We start from the raw sequence: 26,669 nt of genomic DNA on the forward strand, positions 1-26,669 counted from the left end.
AGAAAGCGAATCGAGACAAGAATAATGACAGAGAAAAATAACCCTACTCACGAAAGTAATGAGAATATTGTTTGGCATTCAACTGCTATAACGCGTGAACAAAGAGCAGAGCAAAAGAATCAAAAGCCTTGTGTACTTTGGTTCACAGGTTTAAGTGGCTCGGGGAAATCAACCGTTGCTAATGCGGTTGAGGCAAAATTGTTTGAAGCGGGTTTTCATTCGTATTTATTAGATGGTGATAATGTTCGTCACGGTATTAATAAAGACCTTACTTTCTCTGATGAAGACAGAGTTGAAAACATTCGCCGTATTGGTGAAATCAGTAAGTTATTTGTAGATTCAGGCTTATTTGTTTTAACCGCTTTTATTTCGCCATTTATTGCAGATCGTCAAATGGTACGCGAGCTGGTGGGTGATGCCGAATTTGTTGAAGTATTTATTGATACCCCAATTGAAATTTGTGAATCACGCGACCCTAAAGGCTTATACAAAAAAGCTCGTCAGGGTGAAATCAAACATTTCACTGGAATTGACTCGCCTTATGAAGCACCAGAAAATGCTGAAATTGTCGTTAAGACTGCAGAGATGAATATCGAACAATGTGCGCTGTACGTGTTAGATGCATTGAAAGCTAAAGGTTTTTGTTAATTCAGCGTTGCTCAGAAACAAAAAAGCCCAGCTGACCGGCTGGGCTGAAAATGTTTCATGAAAAAAGGAGGTAAACTAAATCCATTCATCTTACCTCCTTTATGACTCATCAAAATTCAAAATGGTTCAATTTTAATTGAATGTTTTTTGAACATTAATTTTCTACTACGATTGTTCTGCCTTTTCTTCCGTTAGATTGACTATTTGCTCTGACTTCTACTATAGCTTTATCAGCAATCGCTACAGGCTGTGTATAAGTCTGCCAAGCTTGTTCATTAATGCGGTATTCGATCGCCAAACCCGGTAGAGCAATGTTGGCATGCAATTTACCGTCATGGATCTTGGCTCCAACAGTCGGTACACGATAAAAAATATCGGCAATTTCTAATTTAGCGAGCTCTTTTTGTGACAACACGTTTGCAAAGCGATTCCAATCCTGCTGCTGCTTCTGTTGTAATTCACTATTAAAAACACCTGATTCTCGATTGTAGATAGCACCTTGATAATTGTACGGTACTTCCCAGTCCGCTTTGTACCATGCACGTTCTGCCATTGCTAAGAATCGAGGAAAGATCTGATATTCAGCGCTTTCATCACTGCGGATGGTTTCACTCCATAGTTGGCCTTGAATACCAATAAATCGCTTATCTTTGGCTAAAGGTCTATGTGTAATATTACCTTCCTTATCTTTTTGCACAGTATCATTAATTTCAAATGGTTTACCGTCTGGACCTACCCACATTTCAGCGTGGATAGGTAGGTTATCTGGCATAAACTGGAAGACTTTATAGGTGCTGACATGACGAGAAGCCCATGAGTAACCGGCTTCTTTAGGATCGGCTTCATAAGGGAAATCAAAGTACAGCGTATCTGGTGTTGAAAGCACTAAATCCCAACCTAAGTTTGCCTGCTTATGAGCACCCACATGACCTTCCCAAGGTAATACCCCCCAAGAGTTAGATTGAACAGATTGAGGCATTTTTTCACTACGGGTATGACCCATACCATCACTCCAACCGGCAACTTGAATATCTTTCTCTGCTAATAATTGAGAAACACGTTCGATAAAGTAACTACCGAGTTGTTCGGCTTTTTCAATACCTTGCTCTGCCATCAGTGCTTTACAGACAGGTGATTCTTTCCAAGCACCGGCTGTTTCATCAGCACCTATGTGATATACGGTCAAAGGTTGATTAGCAGCTAAATGGACGGCTTTCATTTCATCCATAACTTTATCTAAGAATGCATAAGCTGAGTCCATGCAAACATTGATGGTGTTGTCGTTATAAAACTGAATACTCTCGTATTCTGTTTTATCGTCGAAATCAGTCAATAGGTAACGTTTAGCTTCTTCTTCGTTGCCTTGGGCAATAAATTTGTTATAGCGGGCTTCCATCGCTTTGATTACAGCACGAGAGTGGCCAGGCATGTCAAAAGATGGAATCACTTGAATATGGCGAGCATTGGCGGCAGTCAAAATCTCTTTGTAGTCTTCAATACTGTAGTAGCCATCTAAATGAGTATTACCATCAGGGCCGCTGCCTAATTGTGGTATCAAGCAGGTTTGCTCTGTTAGGTCGTGACAGCGTTTACTGCCAATATCGGTCAGTTCAGGTAAATCCTTGATTTCTAATCGCCAACCTTCGTCATCACCTAAATGTAGATGCAGTTTATTGAGTTTGTATGCAGCCATCTGATCCATCAAATCTAAAATAAACTGCTTAGAGTGGAAGTTACGTGATACATCGATATGTATGCCGCGAAACTCATATCTAGGTTCATCTAATATAGTGACTAAAGGTAATGAAGCTTTGCCCACTTGGATCAATCCCGCGATAGAGTTAACCGCATTAGCGGCACCTTCGTTGTCGGCGGCTAAGATTCGAATCTTATCGGCTTCAATAAATAATTGATAACTGCCTTTATTGCGCTTGCGTTTATCGCGAATAGGCGAAAGTTCTACATTGATGCCTTGCTGATTCTGTTTGATTCCAATTGACGCCAAACGTTGCTGCGCCGCTTCAATGTGTTTTAGATTGATGCCTTTAGCAACAAAGTTCAGACCTTGGCTGATATCTAAACTATCAGCGCTGTTCACCTTGATGTAACTCGGCTGTGGAATTAACCCTGTTGTTAATACTGACTCATCCAGTGTTAACGATTGGTACTTATCAAATAAGTGGCCACTGGTGGCGCGAGCTGTTTTATCTTCACTACCTCGGCCAAAAGTTTTGGCGTAGTTATTTAATTCACCGGCAAAAGGCAGTAATTCTAATCCTGTTTCATCATCGGCTAGAGCAATAGTTGATTGTATTGTTTTGGCTTTCAGTCCCTTTGCCGCTATATAAAAGTTAGGCATGTATTCCGCTTCAGTAATGTGATAATTACGGACAACAAACTCAATTGCAGTGGTCTTGCCAGCTTTCAGGCCCTGATAATTGATACCTGGTGATACTGTATGTAAATCACCATTAACATGTTCTACTTTTAACTCATCATTTGCCGGCATTTTTAAAGGGTCTACCTGGCTAAAGTAAATCGCCCAATCATTAGCACTGATGTCCTGTTGACTCGTTAATTCTACCCTGACTAAGTAACAAGCTTCATCTGCTTTACTCGCCTGACTTCCTGCAGGCTTACAGTTGCCGTTTTGGTTGGATAATACCGTGTAATTTACCACTAGTGTTTCTGCTAGTTGATCAAGCTGTACCTGATTTATTGTTAGCTGAGATTGACTCTGTACACTCGATTCATTCGCTACATTACAGCCCATAAGACTGCATGAGAGCGCTAAGCTAATAAGCGTTTTTTTCATTGATACACCCTGTTTTTATATTTTTATAACAATCCGACGTTGGTAGAGTACTTTGCAAAACCACCAAAATAAACTTACATGCAATATAGCAAATAATAACGAAGCAAACTTAGCCGAGGTTATTTGGCTAAACGTTTGATAAATAAAGGCATGCATATTGGTATCTGGCGTGATTTCAATAAAAGAGTAGCTGCCAATCCAGAGCCAACTTACCACATATATAAACAATGGGTTTAGCCCATATGCTAATAATGGTTCTGCCATTTTTTCTTGTTGCTTAATATCAAAAAGATAAATAAACAAAGCCAACAATACAATCGCTATCCCAGAGGTCAAAAATACATAACTTGATGTCCATAGCGCTTTGTTTATTGGGATCAAGGGTGCCAAAATTATGCCTATGGCGATCACTAAAAAGCCAATCATGGATAACTCTCGCACTGCGTGGATTTTTTCCTTGTACTGCAACATAAGACGCGTCACTTCAAAGCCAACAATGACATTGACCACTGCGGGTAAAGTACTCAGTAGCCCTTCTGGATCAAATGGTAAACCAAAGCCTTGATATAAATGTGAAGGACCAACAATGGCAAGGTCTAACATTAACGCGGCATTGTGCTGCAAGCTGTAACTATTTTCTGGAGCAAAAAAATAAAATATGCTCGGATAGCTAACCAAAATAGCTAAACTACTGAGTATTAAATATTTTCTATTCAACAGAAGCACTAAATTTGCGGCGATGAAGTAACACAAAGCGATACGCTGCAGGACACCGAACACCCTTAGCTCTTCAATTGGTGCATTAAATGGAAATGCATTGAGCGCTAAACCTATAGCAAAAATAATAAGTGTACGTTTAGTAATTTTTATAAATGCACTTAGGCTAAATTGAAAATCACTCTTGCTAAAAGCAAAATACATAGCCGAGCCCACAATGAACAAAAACAACGGAAAAATTTGGTCTGTTGGGGTAAAACCGTGCCATTTTGCGTGAAGTAGTGGGGCGTAAACCGCTGACCAATCTCCTGGAAAGTTTACTAATATCATAGATGCTATGGCCAAGCCACGCAGTGCATCTAAGGCTTGGTAACGAGTCATAAATACCTCTAATTATTGGCCATTAGCGCTATCACTAATGGCCATTTTTTATTCGTTGGCAATATCTAACAATTGCCTTTTATTTAAAAGTTAAAGTGTGCTCTTACGCCATACATACGCGGTGGGTTATACGACCCTACAGAGTAGCCACCATCGTGATCCCACCAGTTTTGTATAATTTCATCTGTGGCATTATTGACGTAAGCTTCAAGATACCAATCACCATCTGGCCCCATTAGCTTTACAGTGGCATCTACATTTACATATGCATCTTGTCTATCATTGACGTATTGATTGTCTAAGTTCCTTACTGAGAAATACATATCATCTTGCCAGCGCACTTGAACCCATGGGATCAGTGCGTAACCTCCACCTAAATCAATGTCATGGCTATAACCAATTGCCAAACTGAATTCAGGCGAGTAGGGCAATTGGTTGCCTGTTACATCATAAATTTGGCGCCCTCTTAACGCTGGGTCTTCACCTAGATAAACCTCGGGGCAAGGTTCTGCGCCATACTCATCGCGATAACCACAAAATAAGTTATCTGCGTAGGTTTTATAATCGACAACTTGCGTATCCAACCAAGCTAAGTAACCCGATAAACGACCGTCCTGCCAAGGGATAAAGTCATACTCTAACTCCAACCCTTTAATTTCTGATTCACCAATATTCTCTGTTTTCCAAGCTGTAACCATGTCACAGGCGGGGTTCCAGCCAGGGCAAACTTGGTTCTCATCCAATACCTTTTGGCCGACAACATGGCTTCCTGTTACTTGCATATCATCAAATTGCGTAAAGAATAGGGTAGAGCTCAAATTGAGTTTGCCATCCATTAATACGCCCTTATAACCCACTTCAAAGTTAGTGGTTGTCTCGGGTTCATAAGGTAAAAAAGAGTAGATCGGTCCTTCTGGTTGACCGACACATTGACTACCACCACAGATATCAAATTTGTCACCGTAACCACCTGCTTTGTAACCTGTTGCAGCGGATATAAATACCATTTCATCTGGGTTGAGATCGTATTGTGCACCCAAGCGCCAAGTTGTTTTATCCCAATCCATTTTGTGAGCGTTTTTTGTTGGCTCGCCATACGCTTGTGTTTTATATGGTGCAAACTCCCCCATATTTTGTGTTAATTCATAACCATTGTGGGCTGTTGTCGGCACAGTTCCTGGCGCTTTTACATCAAAATCGCCATTGTAATACCAGGGTTGATAAGCATCCCAGTTGCCATAGGTGTAACCACCGCGATCAATTTTTTCATCCTCAGAATATCTCAAACCTAAGGTCACCGAGAGCTGCTCTGTGAGTTTGATGTCAGCCTGCGCAAAAATTGCTTTGGCATCTACTTCTCTATCTTGGTCATAGTATTGCCCATATGGATATCCAAAGGGCGCAATTACTAAGCTATTCTGTGCAAATTCTATGGTATTTTCTTCATTCATCCAGAACGCGCCAGCCACGTAGCGCCAATTATCAAAAGTTTGTTTGAGTTGTAATTCATGTACGACTGAATCGTAATCGGAATCGAGTGTCCATGTACCTCGGTCATCGACTTGCCAAGTTCCCCAATTTCCTCCCGCTGGAATGGGATTCTGTTGGTCATAGCTGACCGTGATTTCATCGGGGTGAGGATGAAGGCCCGCATCGCTATCCTGTTGTTGGTAACGGCTTTGCTGAGCATAGGCTAGTCGATATTCTAAAGTGGTTTGCTCGTTGATTTGCCAGCTGGTAATACTGCGGATGGTGTCTATCGACATATCAATTTCACCAGGGACATTGATTTGGGCAGAAAAGTGATCGCCCTGACACTCAAATTTTGTGCCTTTCGCATCTTCACAATCGAGTAAGTTAACTTCACCTGCGCCATTGTTTTGGTAGCTTTCATAGGTCAAAATCGTATCTATATTGTCACTCGGAGCCCACCGAGCACTGCCCCTAGCTCCCCAATGATCGGCGTTGGTGTAATAATCTTGGGGGCGTACTTTGACATTGTAACGCTGATCGACATCAGGCTTGCCATCAGGAACAGAGGCTGTTTTGCCAAACCTATCAGTAAAATCTTGGGTTTGGTTTAAATAGCCATCGCGTTTTTCCATCATAAACGTACCGCGAACTGCAAAATTGTCTGCAATTGGCATATTGAACATTGAGCGAACTTGCGTCTTATTGTAGTTACCTTTATCTAAGGTAATGCTGCCTTGTTTCTCATCAAAATTAGGTTTATTGGTGATGATATTAATGACACCGGCAGTGGCATTTCGACCAAACAAGGTGCCTTGTGGCCCCCGCAAAGCTTCAACTTGCTCTAGGTCGTACATCAAAGCTAATGCGCCTTGAGGCCTTGGTGAATATAAACCGTCAATATGAATCCCCACTGCTGGGTCACCTATTTCAGTGAAGTTAGTTGATGTGACACCGCGTATTGATGCTTGAACCCCAGAATCACTGGCTGACAAACCCAACTGAATATTGGGTATTAAGCCTGATAAATTCCTGACTTCAGTCACATCTTGTCGCCTCAATGATTCTTCGTTCATGGCTGTTACTGCAACGGGCGTTTTCATTAAATTGGTTGGTGATTTGGTCGCTGTGACCGTGATCACTTCTAAGGTATCTTGCTGCTCTTTGTTTTCTTCAGCACAAACTTGGCTTGCTATCATACTTAGCATGGCTAACGAAACCGCTTGGTTAAGCGAAGTTCGTTGGAACGTTGGTAAAGACATGGTGTGTCCCCTGTTGAATTATTGTTTTTATCCGAGCATGACGAATGCAAAAACGGCCGGGCCAGAGCGTATTTTTGCCATACTCAAGTTGTGCTAGCTTTTACAGTTTGCCCAGAGAAACTACACTTAGGTGATACTTTTGAAACATCTGATGGTATGTTTCTAACCAAATAACGGTGAAACTTTGCGGTTTCTATCGGCTTTTTGTTAATTTGTATGGCGGTGAAATAGACGTTTTTTACCGAATGAGAATTTTGAAAAGTTAAGTTTTATGCCAACAATCAGCAAACCTTTGTGTGAAAAAATAATCCCGGATGCAAATACATCTTGGCGATATTGGCTTTATGAAGTGGAGTCACTTGATTTTCACTGGCACTATCATCCTGAATATGAAATTTGCCTCACATTAAATAGTTTTGGTCAGCGTTATATCGGTGATGATATCCAGTATTATGATGATTTGGATTTAGTATTACTCGGGCCTAACTTACCACATGCTTGGCGATCGGATGACAGTATTAAAGGAAGCCTTCAGCAAGTTTATGTTGCTCAAATTCCAGTTTTGTTACTCGAGAGTTTGATGAAAACGTCCCCAGAATGCTTGCAACTCAAGGGTATGTTGATTAAATCAAAAAAGGGATTGGCATTTAGTAACAGGGTTGCGAAGCAAAGCAAAAGCCTGTTTGAGCAGATGTCGACAGCCAATGATATCGAGCGGTTTATCTTGTTAATGCAGTTACTTAATTTACTGCAGCAAGATGATGTAGCCAAGACATTATCCAGTGATAACTATTCTTTTACCGAAGCTTCAGATACCAGCCAAGATAAAATTGAACGGGTACTTAAATATCTAGACCAACACTACAACGAGGCAGTAACAGCCGAAGATATGGCAAACCTCACACATATGAGCACCAATCATTTTCACCGCTTTTTTAAACAAAAAACGGAGCAAACATTTGGTGAGCACTTAACTAAGTTAAGAATTGGTAAAGCGTGTGCACTTTTGCAAAATACCGAACTGCCCATCAATCATATTAGTGATAGTTGCGGTTTTAACAATATGTCTAACTTTAATCGCCGTTTTCTACAGCACAAAGCTTGCACGCCAAGTGAGTTTAGAAAAACTTACGCTAGAACGAGTTGAGTTGTTATTGATTGACCACAGGGAAGTGAATTTGATAGCTCAGGCCTTGGCCAATTTTACTCTTAGCGGCAATATCACCATTTAGTGCTTGAGTAACTAAGTTGTAGATAATGTGAGTACCTAGGCCTGTTCCACCCTCGCCGCGCTTGGTCGTGAAGAAAGGTTCAAACAAAGAAGCTAAATTATCTGGGCTCAAACCTTTGCCATTGTCTGAGTAGTCAATATGAACATGATCTTGCATTAGGTATATTTTAATACTGATGATGCCACTGACGTTCGTGTCAAAACCATGCAGAATTGAATTCATGATCAAATTGGTAATGATTTGATAAATTGCACCAGCGTTACAATTGACGGTATCTGGACAACAATCGATTTTCAATTGATGTGATACCCGTTTTAGCTTGGGTTTTAAGGTTGTCAAAATTTCTTGTAGGTAATCATCAAGTTTGACGGGCCTGATATTATCTGAAGACTGATCAACTGCCACTTGTTTGAAGCTCGATACTAACTCTGCGGCTTTGTGCAAACTTTTATCCATCACGTCTATTGCTTCAGACGAGGTTTGTAAGTATTGCTTCATGTCCTTGGCTGATAGTGTTTTTTCCAGGTAAGCCTTTTCCAGCTTTTTGTGTAATTCGGCTAAATGGGATATTGCGGTTACACCTATTCCCACTGGAGTGTTAACTTCATGCGCTATGCCTGCTACCAGTTGCCCAAGAGAAGCCATGGTTTCTTTTTCAACCAATTGCTTTTGAGAGTCTTGCAAGCTATCTAAGGCTTTGACTAGCTCGCCATTCGATTTTTCTAACTCCAGTGTTCTAGCATGCACTTTATCTTCTAATACTAAGTTTAATTGTCTGACTTCTGATTCAACGGCAAGCTGTTTGTGATGGTGTTCGGCAATTTCTTGTAGCATGTGATTGAAGCTTTCAGCTAAAACGGCAAACTCATCGTTAGAATCGGTTCGTGCGCGAACGTCATAATTTTTTTCATCTCTGACTTTTTGCGTGACATCAATCAAATATTGTAGCGGTTTCAATAAGATGAACTGGAAGCGAACAGACATCATCATGGCGATGATTAAGCTGAAAATTAGCACTATGGTGGAAATCGCAATGCTCTGTTGTAAAAACTCGTCTAACTCGGACAACTCTCGGTGAATGTGCAGGTAACCGATTTTCTCCCCTTCAAACGAAATGATCTGACTCAAAATCAACGCTCGTTCAGAAAATTGCGGATTGAGGTAACTGCTTATATCTTTTGTTGACGGTGACGGGTAGTCTCGCCTTTGATATTCAGCGAATAGACTGATGCTACCTTGACTGTCGGTTTGAAATACTTGGGCCGATAATATGTTCGGGTTGGTACTAAAAGCTGACATCGCTTCACTTGCACTTGAGTTGTCATCAAAAACCAACATAGGCACCAAGTTGTATGACAACAATCTTGCTTTTTCTTGCAACGATGTCTGCATATTGGTTTTGTAGTTTTTGATGTTAATAATAGTCAAAGCAGTGGCGACTAAAGTCAGTGATAGCAGGGAAGTCGCCATCACCATAATGAGTAACTTGCGATTGAAGGTTCCAATAGAGAAAAAAGCATTCATTATTGCGTTACCTTTTTCGCCAGAGCCAATAATCGAGCTTCGAGTTGAATTTGGCTTTGTTCAACGGCTTTTGGATTCACAAAAATAGCGAGTTTTGATTTTACTGGTATTAAAGCGAGCATGCCGCCTTGTTTCAGAAATGCCTTACTATCTCCGATTGTTAAACGTTGTTTAGTTATTGCTGCTTGTTGTTCATAGGAAAGCTCTAACCATGTTTGTTCACTGAAATAGATAAGCTGGCAGGCTTGTTTTTGTTTCAGTATTATTTGCCCGTCGGCAAAGTGATGTGTTGCTATTTCTCGTCCATTGCTCTTTCGAGATGCGAGTTTGTTTAATAAGGCCTCGAGTGTTGGTGTTTGTTGGCCAACATAACAAATTTCTAATTTGGCATTGTCATCAGAAAAAGCTTCCTGCTGCCATTTGGTAAATTTACTCATCTGATACAAGTAGGCTACTGTGAGCTTAGTTGCGTCAGTATTTTGCGCGGCTGCAGATAAAGGCCAACACAAGCATAACAGGTACCAGCTAAGGCTTATCAATTTATGAGTTAAGTTTATTCCTTTAAACATCTGCATCATTAATACACCATTGCCACCGCAAAACGCACCTGTCTTTGGCTGACGGGAACTGTGTTAATGCCGTTAAAGGGCAGGTATTCGGTGTTGTCGAATAAGTTGTTAACGACCAATTGTGCTTGTAAGTATTGGTTGATGGGATAGTTAAAGCCAAGTTGAGTTAAGTTGTAGTCCGTTTGTTGATAGCCGTCATAATAGCGATATTGATGACCGATAAATGCGCTGCCTTTCTCAAAATTGTGTTGCAATCGCAAATAAACTTTCCTTTTCGGCGTATCGAGTGTTCTCTCATCGACCCCCTTGAATTCAATGACTTCACTATATGCGCCATGTAATTGCCAGTCACTTGAGGCAAACCAGGTGGTGTGTAAATCAATACCACAACTTTCTATTCTGCCATCACTGTTTGCAAAACTATTAACACTTTGTCTTGTGCCTTGTTGATCGAGGTAGCGAATGGGATTGCCATCTAGCGCATCTTCTGTGGTGTTGTGATAAATAGAGAAAAAACTGGTTAATGTATCGGTATTGAAATTAGCCGAAAGTTCAAAAGAATCAAAGGTTTCTGCTTTTAGACTAGAGGGGATTTGCGCCAGTACCCTGTCTGGATGGAGGGCATTTTTAGCAATTACATCGTTGCTTTCAGCGTTGAGTAAGTATTCTTTCAAGCCGGGCGAGCGAAGCGCTGAGCCATATGAGGCCTTGATAGAAAATGACGGTGTAAATGATTTTACTAAGGCAATACGAGGAGAGGTATGCTCAAACTTATCATCGTGATATTCCCCTTCATCGTGACGAATCCCCGCTGTTAAATGCACATCCCATAAGTTATCGAGCTGTTGATAAAACTGCGCATAAAACCCTTTGTATTTAACTTTATCTGACTTTAGCCGAGGATTTGAGTACAGCCAATCTTCAGGTTTGGTTATATCTAAGCCTTCGTTAAAATAACCGCCTTGATCTACTTTTTCTTCGTAATTGAAGCCAAGTAAAAGCTGTTGTTCATCAGTTGTTGACCAGCTGAGTTCTGATTGCAACTGGTCGCTTTTTACATTAACCCTATAGTCAATAAAAGGAATACGCAGAGCATGAGACTGTTGGTATTCCCCACGGGTACTATTAGCGGCAAAGCCAATTTCAGTCGAAGTGTTTTGCAAATATTGAGTGTTGAAGCTGACTGATTCGGACAATTGAATTGGGACTTGGATAAACTTGATCTTGGTATCCCATTCGATACTGTTAGCGGCAACTGAAAAATCACCCATCCAGTGCTCGCCTAAACCACTTTTGCGATTGAGCTTAATGAAACCAAAGCGAGTGTCTTTAAGCCAACCAGATGTCACTTTGTGATTGAAGTAACCGAATTCACTTTTTTGGTCATCGTAGTATTGTTGTAATTCAGAAAAATGAGGCGCTACTTCTTCATTACTTGCCTCTTTATTAAAGCTAGAAAAAGCTAAGTAACTATGACCTAAGTATGAGTGAAAATTACCATTTAACGTTAGTTGCTCTGCATCTACTTCTGCTTCGTAACTGATATAAGCATTGAGCTGATCTGAGTCTGTATAGTTTGAAGTCAAATTCGCGACACCAAAAAATGCCCCAACGCCGTATAAAGAAGACGCAGGACCAGTCAGCATCTCTACTTGCGACATCGTAGCTAATGGCAATTCATACTCAGTGGGCGCTTTATTTGAGCGAGTGTGATTAAGCGGAATACCGTCTAGTAGTACTAAGTGTTTATTATTTTCAAAGCTGCCTGCTTTTTGCCCTCGCGTTTCAAACACTCTTTCGCCATAGATACTGTAACTCGAATAGCCAGGTGTAACATCAGCTAAGTCGGCTAATGTTTGTATATTCATTTGGTTGAGTTGTTTTCGGTTGTATGCATTGACAGAGGAGGGGGAGAGTCTTATTGCCAAATCCGATTTAGTGGCGACAGTGATTTCGACTTCCAGTAAATCTTCTAAATCATAGTTAAATAAATCATCTAACTCTTCGGCGGCTAGGCCAAAGCTCAGGTAAGATGAAATCACGGCTATAACTGGAAATCGTTTTCTCATAATTATTATTAACTTCTTTGTTAGCTTATAAACATAAGTATTGAAAACTGTGAAGTCAATAATTCCCCATATTATTTGGATTATGGTATCTTTAATTAAATATACGCATTCACTAGATAATTATAACAAGAGAGCCATCAGTCCATGCGGTACACTTCCTTTTCGATGCTCACCGGTTTACTCGTTTCCAGCTTTGCTCAAGCCAATGAATTGGAAGATATATCTATCGACAATTTACAAGCCATGTCGTTGGGTGAGTTGCTCGAATTAGAAGTGATTACTCCCTCTCGTACCAAGCAAAAGCTGATTGATGCACCAGCCAACATAACGGTGATTAACCAAGTTCAAATTCAGCAGCGCGGTTATTCTAATTTAGTACAGGTACTAGAAGATGTACCTGGTTTTGACTTTGCAACGTATCAAGACGGTGGTGGTGAATACCCTACACATAGCTCTGCCCGGGGGATTGGCGGGGATCCTGGTAATCCTAAGTTATTAATTTTACTAGACGGTATCATTCAAAATCACATCGCTTTTAACTGGTCTCAACTTTGGGGTGAGGAAAACATCTTTGCCGACCTTGAACGCATCGAAATCATTCAAGGCCCAGGTTCCGCTATTTATGGTGCTAACGCTTTTTCTGGTGTTGTTCATTTCATTACTAAACGCTATGTCAAAGAGCCCAATACCAAAGTTGATGTCAAACTGGCAGACAACAGTACGCAGTCCCTGACGGTGACGCATCAAAGCCTTTATAAAGATTTCCATCTCAATGCCGCATTGAAAACTTATTCAAGTGATGGCGATATGGGAAAAGACAGATTTGACCCTGCGGGTTACTTTTCATCACACCCTTGGCCTGTTTGGCTTGAAGAAAATTATGATGAAAACAACCAATATCAAAAAAATGTGGTTAATCCATACGCTGGGCAATACTTAGATGCAGGTTTTAATACAGAGCAAAATCACTGGGCGATTCGGGTCAATGCCAGTTATTTTTCACCAGAAGAAGAAAGCAAGTTAGCGGGTATCAGTAAAATTAGCTTTGGTTTTCACTTGTGGGACCAAGAAAGTGGCTTAGCCAGTTATGTACCTAGCTATGAATATCAGGCCACAGCAGATAATTTTAAATCCCATCACAGTGGTAAACACGCCTATTTAGATCTCGACTACCGCCTCAGTAGTGATTTAAAAACTAAAACACGTGCTTGGTATAGAGAAAATAGACAATTACCCGACACAGGTTTTAGGTACAGCTATCGCTTTGTCGATTTAACTAAGAGTTATCACAGCTTCAATTCGCAGATTGGTATTGAGCCTCAACTAGAATGGCAAAGAGATAAAGACTCTACTTTATTAGTTGGTATGAGATTAATGCAAAGCGATAAAATGGATCAGTTAGTTTCACTGGGTGCTGAGCAATTGGGCCATGATCCAGTTACCGACTCATCTTGGCATAGAGCCACCGAAGGTGATAACCCTCAGCTTGGTTTACCTGAACGTGAACCTGTTAATAAAGTATCAGAACAAGCGCTCTACAGTACCTACGATTCGGTATTGGCCGACAACTGGAATTACAGCTTAGGGCTTAGATATGACAATAGCGATGATTATGGCGATACATTAAACCCGCGTTTAGGTTTTATCTATAAGGTGCCAGTTGAACTTTTTGAAAGGCTTAATGTTAAGTTTTTATATGGTGAAGCATTTAGAGAGCCGTCTGTTTTTGAATTAACCGATGAATTTCGCGGTAATGAAAATTTAGAGCCTGAAGAAATTAGTACTTATGAAGTGGTTAGTCAGGGCAGTTGGATTGCCGAAAATAATGATGCTTGGATTCAAGCGCTGACATTTAGTGCTTCTGTTTATTACTCTGATTTACAAAATCTTATCTCATTAGTGGCCAACCCTGGCTCAGAAAGTGGGGTTATTTATAGCAACACTGATGATACGCAAGTTCGCGGAGCAACGCTAAGCTCTGATTTACAACTAGGGCGAAACCTCAAGTCTTATATTAATTATCACTTTAATGAATGTGATGCCGGTGATGGTTGGAAAGATATTCCAAATGTTGCTACACACAAAATTAATGCAGGTATAAATTATCAAACTGAGTGGGCTAATTTTGATCTTAGAGTCAATTATGTCGGCGAACGAGAAGTACCTGATACCAACAGCTACTTTGCTCATGAAAAGGCGCCTTCATATACTAAAGTAAATGCTGTTGTCACCAGCCGCTCATTTAATTACGCTGGCTTTGAACTTCAACCACAGTTAAAAATCAACAATCTATTAGATGAAGATTATTACGGAGTAGGGCGTCAAGATGGTCGTAGTTTGGTCACAGATTATGATCCGATTACTAACCCTAATCCAGAAGGCTTCGCTCCTGCTTATCACCCCCAATCAGGTCGTACACTTGAGTTTAATCTCAGTGTGAAATTCTAAATTGATTGGCAAGTATGTCTCATATACTTGCCAGCTGTGAATATTCAAAATTAATTAAATAAGAATTATTTTCATTTAGTGCTTGACGGCGTTCTTATATGCGCGTAAAGTTAAACGCAATTGAGAATCACTATCAATTAGCAATTCGTTTTAAAGATATTTATAAAGCAACTTGCTTTATACGCCGTCTCCGTGGCTAGCGTCCCAAGGATTTATTCATCGAGAATATGGAAGTTTTTGGTGGCGCTATTTCTTTAAGCGCTTATAGGTTTCAGGTCCCTATAAGCGCTTTTCTTTTATCTGCAGCTTTATATCTAAGACTTCAGAGAGTATCTATCACCAAGCATATTTTATAGGTTGTTTTTGGCATCTGTTGTGCCCTTTTCGAAGTTAATATTATGCCTATAAAATTAAATGATAATTATTTTCATTTGGGTATTGATCTTTGAATAAAGCATAAGTATAGTTAAACGCAATTGATAATCACTATCATTTAGTGGCAGTCGATTACTGTGAGTTTGCTCTAGGTTTGCCGATTTTTAGCTAACTCCCAATCTCCGTGGCTAGCGTACCAAGGATATATTCATCAGAATATGGAAGTTTGTTGGTTTCGCTAATTTAGTAGGCGCTTATGGGTTTCAGGTCCCCATAAGCGCCTCTTTTTTATCTAAACTCAGCCTATTTCTCTTCACTAAAGTATTACAGCAATGACATAGTTGCTCGCTATATAAACACTTCTCATGCCTTAACCAGGGCTTAAATTGATCAATTTTTCATCTTTGCAACATTTATAAATGAATTGAGATCTCACTTTAACATTTGATCAGAATACCTATAAAAGCTAGGGCTTTTTATCGTCTATTTGAGTGGTTTACTGTAATTTTTATGTTAATAAAATGTTAAATTAAGATCTTTTTTTGATCACTGCTTAGCTACTTGTCTTGTGAGGTTTTACATTTAAATTGCTGATTTATATTGTTTTATTTTTGTTTTTACAGTTTTTTAACTTTTTGTAGCTAAGTTAATTTAGTTTTCTTTGCCATTTTTGTTGTTAATTATGTTGCCTAAATGTTAATTATTGTGTAGTTTTAGTATTGCAATTGTTTCTACTTTTCGTGTTGATTGAAAAATGAGCGTTATTTAGTCAACACATTACAAAAAGTAAAAACTCTTAATAATAAAAGCTATAAAGGGGCTTTAAATGAAAACCAAACTCACCACACTTGCGGCAGCGATAGCTGCTTTATCAAGTGCTAATGCGGTGGCTGCAGCACCTGGTGCTGCAAATATCGGCTGGATGGAGACTTCGTTCTCTATCATCGAAGTTGATGACGCTGCAACGGCATATAACAACATTATCAAAATCAATGATGCTGCGACTGTACCAGTTGCTTGGGATCGTTGGTCAGGCGATGCTGCTGACACTGCACAATACTTACTTAACGGTAAAGTTGTAGCAGAACAAGCTGTTTCAGGTAGCGCAAGCCAATCTGGTAACATCGACCTTAAAGTATCTAAAGGTGGTCAATATGACTTAGTTGTGCGTTTATGTAACGCTGACGGTTGTACAGACTCTGCTCCGATCGCTATCGCAGTTGCTGATACTGATGGTTCTCACTTAGATCCAATCCGTTTAAACGTTGGCGAAAACAACAAGCCATACGAAAACAAAACGGGTAGCGTTGTAGGTACATACTTCGTTGAATGGGGTGTTTACGGTCGTAAATTCCCAGTAGACAAGATTCCTGCAATGAACCTTACTCACCTTTTATACGGTTTCGCACCGTTATGTGGTGGTGACGGTCTTAACGATTCATTAAAAGAAATCGAAGGCTCATTCGCTGCATTACAACGCTCTTGTGCTGGCCGTGAAGACTTCAAAATCTCTATCCATGATCCATGGGCAGCGGTTGGTATCAACCAACAAGACCAGTCTTTCAGCTCTGCTTATAAAGGTAACTTCGGTCAGTTAATGGCGCTTAAGCAAGCTTACCCTGATCTTAAAATCTTACCATCAGTTGGTGGTTGGACTTTATCTGACCCATTCTTCTTCTTCGATGACGAAGTTAAGCGTAAGCGTTTCGTAGATTCTGCTGAGCAATACTTACGTGCATGGAAATTCTTCGACGGTTTAGATATTGACTGGGAATTCCCAGGTGGTAAAGGTGCTAACCCTAACCTAGGTAACCAAGCAACTGATGGCGCAACTTATGTAGCACTTATGAAAGAGTTACGTGAGATGTTAGACAAGTTAGAGTTAGAAACTGGTCGTGAATACGAACTTTCTTCTGCAATTAACGTTGGTTACGACAAGCTAGCTGTAGTTGATTACGGTGAAGCAGTGAAGCACATGGATTACATCTTCATGATGAACTATGACTTCTCTGGTGCTTGGACGAATGTTGACTTAGGTCACCAGACTAATCTTTATACTCCTTCTTGGGAATTACCTCGTTACGCAGACAAGCCAGAAGCGACTCCTTACTCTATGAGTGCAGGTACTGAGATCTTACTTCAACAAGGCGTTCCAGCTAACAAGTTAGTTGCAGGTGTTGCTAAGTACGGTCGTGGTTGGACTGGTGTTTCTAACTTAACTGATCCTAACAACCCATTCACAGGTACTGCCACAGGTCCTGTTAAAGGTACATGGGAAAATGGTGTTGTAGACTATCGTCAAATCGCTAACGAAATGACTACTGGTGCTTGGGAAGTTGGTTACGATGAAGAAGCTGAAGCTGCTTACTCTTGGAATCCAACTACAGGTGACTTAGTAACTTACGACAACGAGCGTTCAGTTAAAGCTAAAGGTGCTTATGCACAAGCTAAAGGCCTTGCTGGTTTATTCTCTTGGGAAGTAGATGCCGATAACGGTGACATTATGAATGCTATGCATGAAGCATTAGGTCATGGTGAAGGCAATACTAACCAAACTCCTACTGCGCGTGCTGGTTTAGACTTAACAGTTACTGCACCTGCTACAGTTGAGTTAGATGGTTCTACTTCATTCGACGCTAACGGCGACGCATTAACTTTCTCTTGGGTTCAATTATCAGGTACTCCAGTAGCATTAATGGGCGACAACACTGCTGTTGTTACATTCGATGTTGAAGAAGTGCAAGTTGCTGAAGAGTTAGTATTCCAATTAACAGTAAGCGACGGTTCATTAGACGATGCTGATACAGTAAGCGTATTTGTTGAGCCTGCTGACGTAACAGTAACTGACACAGATACTGGTACAGGTACAGCGACTGAAACAGAAACTGAAACTTCTACAGGTACTGGTACAGCGACTGAAACAGAAACTGAGACTTCTACAGGTACAGGCACTGCGACTGAAACTGAGACTTCTACAGGTACTGGTACAGCAACTGATACTGATACAGACACAGGTTCTTCATGTGATGCACCTAACTATGTAGCTGGTACTGCTTACTCAGCAGGTCAAAAAGTAGCTAACATGGGCGGTTTATACACTTGTAACATTGCTGGTTGGTGTTCTTCTGACGCTGCGTGGGCTTACGCTCCAGGTGAAGGTTTATACTGGGCTGACGCTTGGTCTGAAGCTGGTGCTTGTGACGCAAACACTGACACAGACACTGTTACAGTAACTGAAACAGATACTGGCACAGTAACTGTTACAGAAACTGATACAGATACTGGCGGTTCATGTACTTCTGAGCAATTCGTTGCTGGTACTGCATACTCAGCTGGTCAAGTTGTTCAAAACGAAGGCATGGAATACGCTTGTGATATCGCAGGCTGGTGTTCTTCAAATGCTGCATGGGCTTACGCACCAGGTACTGGTTTATACTGGGCTGACGCGTGGACAGCTAAAGGTGAATGTTCAGTTGGTACAGTTACAGAAACTGAAACAATGACTGAAACTGTCACTGTTACAGAAACTGAAACAGAAACAATGACTGAAACTGAAACAGTTACAGCTACTGAGACAGAAACTGCTACTGAAACGGTTACAGTTACTGAGACAGAAACTGCTACTGAAACAATGACTGAAACTGAAACAGTTACAGCTACTGAGACAGAGACTGCTACTGAAACAGTAACAGAAACTGAAACAATGACTGAAACTGAGACTGTTACAGCTACTGAAACAGAAACAGCTACTGAAACTGATACAGACACAGGTATGGTTAAGTCTGACCAAGCGTTAGGCAAAAACTGTGTACCTCAAGGTCTAGAAGTTACTGCAACTGGTGACACTTACTACTGTACTATCTATGATGAAGACGGTCGTGAAATGATGGGTGCTGATCACCCACGTCGTGTAATCGGTTACTTCACTTCATGGAGAAACGGTGCAAACGGTCAGCCGACTTACTTAGCATCAGACGCACCATGGGGTAGCTTAACTCACGTTAACTATGCATTCGCACACATCGACAGCAACTGGAAAGTTTCTGTAAATGCTAACGAAGCTGGTAACGCTGCGACTGATATGACTTGGGAAGGTGCTGAGAATGCAATGGATTCTTCATTACCTTACACTGGTCACTTCAACTTATTAAACCAATATGCACAAGCTAACGACGTTAAACTTCTACTTTCTGTAGGTGGTTGGGCTGAAACTGGCGCATACTGGGGTCAAGACTGTGCATACGCAACTGACGAGTTAGGTCGTTGTGACAATGGCGGTTTCTACTCAATGACTATCAACCCTGATGGTTCAATCAACTATGACGGCATCAACACATTTGCTGATTCAACAGTTGATTTCTTACGTACGTACAACTTCGACGGTATCGATATCGACTACGAATACCCAACTTCAATGCAAGATGCTGGTCACCCTCAAGACTGGGATGTTGCTAACCCTATCCGTGGTGAATTATGGAAAGGTTACATGGAGTTAATGAAGACTTTACGTGAAAAGTTAGATGCTGCGGGTCAAGAAGATAAGACTCACTATATGTTAACTATCGCTTCACCTTCTTCAGGTTACTTATTACGTGGTTTCGAAGCATTCGAAGCTGTTAAGTACCTAGATTACGTGAACATCATGTCTTACGACTTACACGGTGCTTGGAACCACTTCGTTGGCCATAACTCAGCGTTATACGACGATGGTATCGACAGCGAAATCGCTGATGCAGGTATCTACGACATCGCTGGCGATGGTAAATACTTCAACGGTCAAGGTTACTTAAACATTGACTGGGCATACCGTTACTTCACTACTGCTTTACAAGGCGGTCGTATCAACATCGGTTTAGCTCACTACACTCGTGGTTGGCAGAACGTTGAAGGTGGCACAAACGGTCTTTACGGTTTAGCTGCTCTTCCTGACCAAACTGCATGTTACTTAGGTACTGGTGGTAACTTAGGTGGCGACGCTATCTCTGATAAAGCTGGTGCAGACTGTGGTTACGGTGCACAAGGTATCGATAACTTATGGTGGGATGCTGACACAGATGGTTCAGAAATGTTCGCTGGTGCAGGTCCAATCTGGCACGCGATGAACCTTGAGAAGAAACTACCTATGCCTTACTTCGGTGAGTATCACTCAGCTGACCCTGCGTCTCCGTTCTACACAGACCCAGCTTCACACGAGTTAGTAGGTACTTACACAGCTCACTATGATTCAGTATCTGCGGGTGCTTGGTTATGGAACGCTGAGAAGAAAGTATTCTTATCAACTGAAACTGAACAGTCTTACGCTGCGAAAGTTCAATACGCTATCGACTCAGGTGCTGGTGGTGTAATGTTCTGGGAAATGGCTGGTGACTTCTCTAAACCAGGTGAAAACGGTCGTGACCACTACTACATGGGTAGCACATTAACTGACTTAGCATACAACATGCTTAAGACAGCTGCTCCATACGATGTAGTACCAGGTGACAACACTCACGCTCAACCTACTAAAGCGGTAGACGTATCAGTTAACTTAATTGGTTACAACCCAGTAGGTATGCTTAACTACCCAATTCAAATCGGTTTAGAATTAGTTAACAACTCTAACGTTGACTTATCTGGCGCGACAATTGAATTTGATACAGCTCCTTCAACTCCATTAGTACAAGATGGCGTTAAATGGTTGAAACCTTTCGTTGATGCTGCATACCCAGTATTCGATGATGCTGACATGGTTGACATCTACTCAGGTGTTACTTACGACGCTCAACCTGCTGGTAACACAGTTGGTGCTGTAGGTGGTTTACCTGAAGGCTTCCACCGTATTTCAATGACATTGAAAGAAGCGGGTGCATGGGGTGCTGCAGACTTCGGTCCTGGTAAGCGTATCGTTGTTCCATTCCGTATCTTCATGCCTATGACGTTACCTTCAAACGTTACATTCACTATCGGTGGTGAGACGTTAGGTACAGTTCGTGACTACCGCACATTAGATGGTGTTGAAGTTGTTGACTCAATCGGTGATGGTAACAACGGCGGTGGCGACACTGGTGGCGGAAACAACGGTGGTGGTAACAACGGTTCATGTGATGCAACTGGTGTTAACGCATACCCTAACTTCCCACAAACTGACTGGCAAGGTAAGCCTAGCCACGCTAACACTGGCGACCGTTTAACTCACAATGGTGGTTTATACGAAGCTAACTGGTGGACAAGTTCTGAGCCTACTGACGGTGGTGCTTGGAAGTTAGTTTGTACTCTTTAATAGAGTCTAGTTACTAAACTTCAAAAGGGAGCCTAATGGCTCCCTTTTTGTTTTATAACTCTCTTAAAATATTCAATTAATAAAATGGCTCAAGCGCTGTAATTCAAACACTACAACCTCAGCTGGTAAGAGCAGTTCTGACAAATTTATTACACTTTTTTTTAACATACCTTTCACATAAGCTATTTATTATCTCGCCTTTTTATCCGCTCAACCACGCTAAATGGCGGGCTCTATCGTGCTATGCAGTATCAGCGCATCGTTATAACAATAAGCAGAATACATACGATGAAATTTGCTCGATGTTGTTTTGTTGCTATTCACTTGGTGGCTACAGCAGCTTTATTAATTAGCCTGTTTACTGGCTTGCGTATTCGCGCAGTGCTTGATGATTTTTGGCGTAATTACAGTTACTTATTGCCACAAGGTGAAGTGATCTCTATTCACTTGTTATCGGGCATGCTACTGAGCTTAGCCGCTTTTTGTTATCTAATTTATACGCGTCTAAAACAACAAGATAAGAAAAGAACTACGACGCGTTTAAAGCACAAATACCATCATTTGGTGATTAGACTAGGGCACTGGGTTTTAATTACAGCCATCATTTCTGGTTGGTTGATTTGGCTGCAGGCCCCGGTTATTAACAAGCTTGCTAGTATCTTGCACTATTTGATGGCGCTTGCTGTTATCGCTTATTTATTTTCCCATAGCTATTTTCATTTTATTGATTCAGGCGTTGGCGGATTAAAGCGCGTTTTTGTACCCGGCAAAGGGCTCAAGCCCCTCTTTTTTATTATTGTCTTTTCACTACCGGCATTGGCTTGGCTGAGTCATGCATTTATCGCTCAAAACCAATATCAAACCTTGTTAGTAGATGACTTAAACCCTGATACACATATCGATATCGATGGTATCGCCAATGAAGGCATTTGGCAGCAGGCCCATCAAATTAGCGTATTAACGCATGGTGGGGCGAATTTTGATAATGGCCAAACACGTATTTGGGCACAGGCCGTACAAAATGAGCAAGAAATATATTTTGCTCTTCGCTGGCAAGATGCAAATGAAAGTTTATCCCACTTACCGTTAAAGAAAACCGAGCAAGGTTGGAAGGTTAAACAGCAAGGTTTTCATCATTTTGATGAAACTGAGCATTACGAAGATAAGTTTGCGGTCATGCTTTCTAATTCTTGCGACTATGGTGCTGATGGTACTGCGCATCTTGGCCATCAACCCTTAAAAGATAAACCCGTAAACTGGCATCAAAAGGGCTATCACGCCAGTTTAGATAACCAAGTACGTGATTTATGGCATTGGAAAGCTGTTCGCACCAATGGCATGCTGCTTGCGGATGATAACTTTATTGGTAAGCCTATTTCACATAAACCTGGCGTTCGACGTTATACCGCTGGATACCAAGCTGATGGTAAAGAAAGTGGTGCGTATGTGATGAATTGGCTTTGGTATAAACCCGATATCATCGTGCCAAAGCGCTTGCCACAAGATAACAATAAGCTCGCGTTGTTTAATCAAAATGCATTACTGCCTTGGTTTGAATCAACGCCTTATCACAAAACAACAGACCGATATCCAGTAGGCACGGAATTACCCTCGGTACTGTATCGCTCTAACCGCTTTGAAGGCGATCGCGCGAATGTACGTGCCAAAGGTATTTGGAAAGATGGCTATTGGCATTTAGAGCTCGCTCGAAAACTCGATACGGGTTCGCAAAAAGATGTGGTTATCGATTCGGGTGTGTGTATTTGGTTCTCGGCATTTGATCGTTCTCAGGTTGCCCATACTCGCCATGTTCGAGCCATTCAATTGGTGTTTGCTTCATGAAAACCGCGCGCTTGATTTACAGCATATTAACCATTTTGGTATTCACTGCTTGGTGTTATTGGCAACTAGAAACCCCCGTTGACTTTGCCGATTATAGGTTTGCAAAAATTGCTAGTAATGGTGAGCCATTAAACCCTTGGCAAGGTCCATGGGCTTGTACCTTAGACAAAGAGCAAGGTTTGTTATGGGAAGTGAAAACCGATGATGAATCAATTCACGATGGTTACTGGACCTATTCTTGGTATGACGGTCAGCAAGGTCAAGATAACTTTGGTGATTGCTACTTTGAAGATAACCGTTGTGACACTTTAGATCTTGTCATTAGAACCAACCAGCAAGCCTTGTGTAATGTCAGAGGCTGGCGTTTGCCGACGAGTGCAGAATTACAGTCGCTCTATAGGCTCAATACCTTGCCGCAACAAGCACAGATTGCGACACAATATTTCCCACAAATCAAAAATGGTGATTACTGGAGCAGCGATCATCATCAAGCATTGACGGGGCATTATCAACGATTTGGCCATGGTGCCAAAGCCTTCAATTTCTTTTCCCAATCCGAGTTGAACCTGCCTTATCGAAATGCAGCATTTGTGATCTTGGTAACTGAACAGTTGCCAAGTTCGCGAACCGAGGCGGGAGTGCTATCCCGCTGATTTTAAGCAGTCAGAAGAACTGCATTCAACTTTGGAGCAAAACAATGAAAAGGCTAAGCCTAGCAATAATGGCATTGGCAGGAGTCGGCTTGTCCACTTCTGCTGTTGCAGGCAGTAAATATCACAGGTTAGTTTGGGATGCGAGTCCGCAAACTCAAGCGACTATCGGCTTTACACCAGATGGCGGCTCTGGCCACTATGTGAAGTATGGTTATTCAACCGATGAAAATACCTGGCAATCAAAATCAGTGACGGCAAAACACACTTTTGGCGGTAGCTTGAAAAGTGAGTTTGTTAAATTAACCGGCTTAAGAGCCAATTCTGATGTCTATTACCGAGTATGTGATAGCACAGGCTGTGATGATAGATTGTGGTTTAAAACGGCCCCTAGCGATAATTCACCTTTTATTGCCATTGCCGGTGGTGATACGCGTACCGGGTGGACCACTCGTCGTAGCGGCAATCAGTTAGTCGCAAAAATCCGTCCGTTATTTATCATGCACGGTGGTGATTACACCAATGCGAACTCTGCATCAGAAATGTCGAGCTACTTATCTGATTGGCAGCAAACGTTTTCATCTGATGTGATTGGCAGCACAAGTTATAAGCGTATTTATCCATTTGTCGCTACACATGGTAACCATGAAGACAATAACTACAGTACGCTTTGTCAGGTGTTTGGTGTCGATTACGACCAAAATGGCGCGTGTAATCCATCGGATACTTATGGTGCATTCAATGTATCGCCTTTACTTAGGGTTTATACACTGAACAGTCAGTTCAAAGATTCAGGTTGGTCAAGCTATGCGACATCAATGAACAATTGGTTACGCAGTGATTTAGCTTCATCGGGTAGTAGCGCTAAATGGCGTTTTGCTCAATATCACAAACCTATGTACCCACATTACACAGGTAAGTCTGATAACACTATTTTGCACACTTGGTGGGCGAACAATTTTTACAACTATGATATGAACTTAGTTGTTGAATCGGACACTCATATCAATAAGTTAACTGAAGCTTTAAGGCCTTCAGGTAGTGGCTTTAGTGCAACGACTTCTGGTGGTACAGTTTATGTTGGTGAAGGTAGTTGGGGTGCACCAGCGCGCTCTGCCAATGATCCAAAATCATGGACTATTGATTTAGCGAGTATTCAGCAGTTCAAAGTGATCAGTGTTACAGCTGATAACTTAGAAGTGCGTACAGCGCAATTTAGCTCTTCAGCTAGTACGTTATCTCGCAGTGCCCGTGCTGCCGATTCGCTTGCTTTACCTACAGGTGTTAACTGGTGGAGTGCAGCTTCGGTTGGTCAAGTGCTGAAACTCAATCGCGCAAGCAATGGCTTATCTGTGATTGATACAGGTGGCGTAACTGATCCGACTGATCCTCCTGCCGGTGGCGCCTTGGAAAATGGCAAAGCAAAAACAAATTTGTCAGGTAGCAGAGGCTCAAGCACTTACTTTGAACTTGATGTCCCTGCCAATGCAAGTAACTTGAGCTTTGCTATATCAGGCGGTTCAGGTGATGCAGATTTATATGTCAAGTTCGGCAGTAAACCTAGTTCATCAAGCTATGATTGTCGTCCATACCGCAATGGTAATAGCGAAAGCTGTGATATTACCCCGGTCCAAGCTGGTACTTACCATGTTATGTTACAAGGTTACTCGTCGTTCTCTGGACTTACTTTGTTAGGCCAATACACAGCGGGTTCGGGTAATAACAATCAAGCACCCGTAGCTGATTTCTCTTTTACCACAAATAACTTAGCAGTTAGTTTTAAAGAAAACGCTTCTGATGATAAAGCGGTCACTAGTTATGCTTGGAATTTTGGCGATGGCTCAAATTCTTCATCAAGTAACCCTAATCACACATACAGCCAAGCTGGTACCTATTCGGTTTCTCTAACCGTTAAAGATGCTGAAGGTGAGCAAAGTGTGAAGACTAAATCAGTTTCTGTCACATCAGGGAATTCAGGTGGTACTGGTTGCTCTGGTGTAGAAACATGGAACGCAAGCGCAGTTTACTTAACTGACGACCAAGTTGCCTACAATGGTGTTAAATACCGTGCTCGCTGGTGGAATCAGGGGGATAACCCTGCATCAAACTCTGGCCCTTGGGCTGTTTGGGATGAATTAGGCACGTGTAACTAATTACGCACTAAATGACCCATCCTAGTATGGGTTGACACTTTTTTGATTAAAACGCCTGATGAATTTCATCGGGCGTTTTGTATTTTAAGGCCGAATGTGGCCTTTGTTGATTATATAAATCGACTGATTGTTTTACCATTTCCCTTGCCTCATTTAGGTTATTTGGTTTCATTAACAAGTATTCGTTTTTAAGAATACCGTTTACTCTCTCAGCCAGTGCATTTTGATAGCAGTCATAACCATCTGTCATTGAAC

General features: G+C 41.4%; 14 protein-coding genes. 7 read left to right on the plus strand and 7 right to left on the minus strand.

What is annotated here, in order from left to right:
• The first annotated feature begins 24 nt into the window (after positions 1 to 24).
• The gene (gene cysC, locus HR060_RS16885; RefSeq protein WP_174201463.1) at positions 25 to 648 is read left to right on the plus strand and encodes an adenylyl-sulfate kinase; all 624 of its coding nucleotides are present in this window, start codon (positions 25 to 27) and stop codon (positions 646 to 648) included.
• 154 nt (positions 649 to 802) lie between these two features.
• Here the strand turns inward: cysC and HR060_RS16890 are convergent, their stop codons facing one another.
• The 3 genes from HR060_RS16890 to HR060_RS16900 form a co-directional block, all read right to left on the minus strand.
• Positions 803 to 3,463, minus strand: coding sequence for a family 20 glycosylhydrolase (locus HR060_RS16890; RefSeq protein ID WP_174201464.1), 2,661 nt, complete (start codon positions 3,461 to 3,463; stop codon positions 803 to 805).
• 15 nt (positions 3,464 to 3,478) lie between these two features.
• A complete protein-coding gene (locus HR060_RS16895; RefSeq protein ID WP_174201465.1) occupies positions 3,479 to 4,561 on the minus strand; it encodes an acyltransferase family protein in 1,083 nt (360 codons plus the stop codon).
• An 83-nt stretch (positions 4,562 to 4,644) separates the two neighbouring features.
• On the minus strand, positions 4,645 to 7,293 hold the full coding sequence (locus tag HR060_RS16900; protein ID WP_174201466.1) for a TonB-dependent receptor: 2,649 nt from the start codon (positions 7,291 to 7,293) through the stop codon (positions 4,645 to 4,647).
• Positions 7,294 to 7,564: 271 nt separating this feature from the next.
• Between HR060_RS16900 and HR060_RS16905 the strand changes: the two genes are divergently transcribed.
• Complete coding sequence (locus HR060_RS16905) at positions 7,565 to 8,440, plus strand: helix-turn-helix domain-containing protein (protein WP_174201467.1); 876 nt, start codon at positions 7,565 to 7,567, stop codon at positions 8,438 to 8,440.
• 4 nt (positions 8,441 to 8,444) lie between these two features.
• Here HR060_RS16905 and HR060_RS16910 read toward each other — a convergent pair whose 3' ends face one another.
• From HR060_RS16910 to HR060_RS16920, 3 genes are read right to left on the minus strand one after another with little or no spacing between them, the layout of a single operon-like run.
• Positions 8,445 to 10,049 carry an ATP-binding protein gene (locus tag HR060_RS16910; protein WP_174201468.1) on the minus strand — a complete coding sequence of 535 codons (1,605 nt, stop codon included), beginning with the start codon at positions 10,047 to 10,049 and terminating at the stop codon, positions 8,445 to 8,447.
• Positions 10,049 to 10,627, minus strand: a complete 579-nt coding sequence (locus HR060_RS16915; protein WP_174201469.1) for a YfiR family protein — start codon at positions 10,625 to 10,627, stop codon at positions 10,049 to 10,051. The genes HR060_RS16910 and HR060_RS16915 overlap by 1 nt, the downstream gene beginning before the upstream one ends.
• On the minus strand, positions 10,627 to 12,687 hold the full coding sequence (locus HR060_RS16920; RefSeq protein WP_174201470.1) for a TonB-dependent receptor plug domain-containing protein: 2,061 nt from the start codon (positions 12,685 to 12,687) through the stop codon (positions 10,627 to 10,629). The genes HR060_RS16915 and HR060_RS16920 overlap by 1 nt, the downstream gene beginning before the upstream one ends.
• Positions 12,688 to 12,831: 144 nt before the next feature.
• Here HR060_RS16920 and HR060_RS16925 point away from each other — a divergent pair, with 144 nt between their 5' ends.
• The 5 genes from HR060_RS16925 (at position 12,832) to HR060_RS16945 (ending at position 26,414) form a co-directional block, all read left to right on the plus strand.
• Positions 12,832 to 15,135, plus strand: coding sequence for a TonB-dependent receptor plug domain-containing protein (locus HR060_RS16925; RefSeq protein WP_174201471.1), 2,304 nt, complete (start codon positions 12,832 to 12,834; stop codon positions 15,133 to 15,135).
• Between the two features lie 1,201 nt (positions 15,136 to 16,336).
• Positions 16,337 to 21,769, plus strand: coding sequence for a glycosyl hydrolase family 18 protein (locus HR060_RS19905; RefSeq protein WP_174201472.1), 5,433 nt, complete (start codon positions 16,337 to 16,339; stop codon positions 21,767 to 21,769).
• Between the two features lie 288 nt (positions 21,770 to 22,057).
• Complete coding sequence (locus tag HR060_RS16935; protein WP_174201473.1) at positions 22,058 to 23,611, plus strand: ethylbenzene dehydrogenase-related protein; 1,554 nt, start codon at positions 22,058 to 22,060, stop codon at positions 23,609 to 23,611.
• The gene (locus tag HR060_RS16940; protein ID WP_174201474.1) at positions 23,608 to 24,264 is read left to right on the plus strand and encodes an Lcl C-terminal domain-containing protein; all 657 of its coding nucleotides are present in this window, start codon (positions 23,608 to 23,610) and stop codon (positions 24,262 to 24,264) included. The genes HR060_RS16935 and HR060_RS16940 overlap by 4 nt, the downstream gene beginning before the upstream one ends.
• A gap of 44 nt (positions 24,265 to 24,308) precedes the next feature.
• Entirely contained in the window at positions 24,309 to 26,414 is a 2,106-nt protein-coding gene (locus HR060_RS16945; protein WP_174201475.1) for a PKD domain-containing protein, read from the plus strand.
• A 46-nt stretch (positions 26,415 to 26,460) separates the two neighbouring features.
• Here HR060_RS16945 and HR060_RS16950 read toward each other — a convergent pair.
• On the minus strand, positions 26,461 to 26,669 hold a 209-nt coding region (locus HR060_RS16950), incomplete at its 5' end, for an integrase core domain-containing protein (protein ID WP_174198709.1).

This window comes from Marinifaba aquimaris (assembly GCF_013328345.1).
GTDB lineage: Bacteria > Pseudomonadota > Gammaproteobacteria > Enterobacterales > Alteromonadaceae > Marinifaba > Marinifaba aquimaris.

Bases quoted from the DNA above. Each gene is read 5' to 3' on its own strand.
- cysC (WP_174201463.1), top strand. From the start codon at position 25: ATGACAGAGAAAAATAACCCTACTCACGAAAGTAATGAGAATATTGTT.
- HR060_RS16890 (WP_174201464.1), bottom strand. From the start codon at position 3,463: ATGAAAAAAACGCTTATTAGCTTAGCGCTCTCATGCAGTCTTATGGGC.
- HR060_RS16895 (WP_174201465.1), bottom strand. From the start codon at position 4,561: ATGACTCGTTACCAAGCCTTAGATGCACTGCGTGGCTTGGCCATAGCA.
- HR060_RS16900 (WP_174201466.1), bottom strand. From the start codon at position 7,293: ATGTCTTTACCAACGTTCCAACGAACTTCGCTTAACCAAGCGGTTTCG.
- HR060_RS16905 (WP_174201467.1), top strand. From the start codon at position 7,565: ATGCCAACAATCAGCAAACCTTTGTGTGAAAAAATAATCCCGGATGCA.
- HR060_RS16910 (WP_174201468.1), bottom strand. From the start codon at position 10,049: ATGAATGCTTTTTTCTCTATTGGAACCTTCAATCGCAAGTTACTCATT.
- HR060_RS16915 (WP_174201469.1), bottom strand. From the start codon at position 10,627: ATGATGCAGATGTTTAAAGGAATAAACTTAACTCATAAATTGATAAGC.
- HR060_RS16920 (WP_174201470.1), bottom strand. From the start codon at position 12,687: ATGAGAAAACGATTTCCAGTTATAGCCGTGATTTCATCTTACCTGAGC.
- HR060_RS16925 (WP_174201471.1), top strand. From the start codon at position 12,832: ATGCGGTACACTTCCTTTTCGATGCTCACCGGTTTACTCGTTTCCAGC.
- HR060_RS19905 (WP_174201472.1), top strand. From the start codon at position 16,337: ATGAAAACCAAACTCACCACACTTGCGGCAGCGATAGCTGCTTTATCA.
- HR060_RS16935 (WP_174201473.1), top strand. From the start codon at position 22,058: ATGAAATTTGCTCGATGTTGTTTTGTTGCTATTCACTTGGTGGCTACA.
- HR060_RS16940 (WP_174201474.1), top strand. From the start codon at position 23,608: ATGAAAACCGCGCGCTTGATTTACAGCATATTAACCATTTTGGTATTC.
- HR060_RS16945 (WP_174201475.1), top strand. From the start codon at position 24,309: ATGAAAAGGCTAAGCCTAGCAATAATGGCATTGGCAGGAGTCGGCTTG.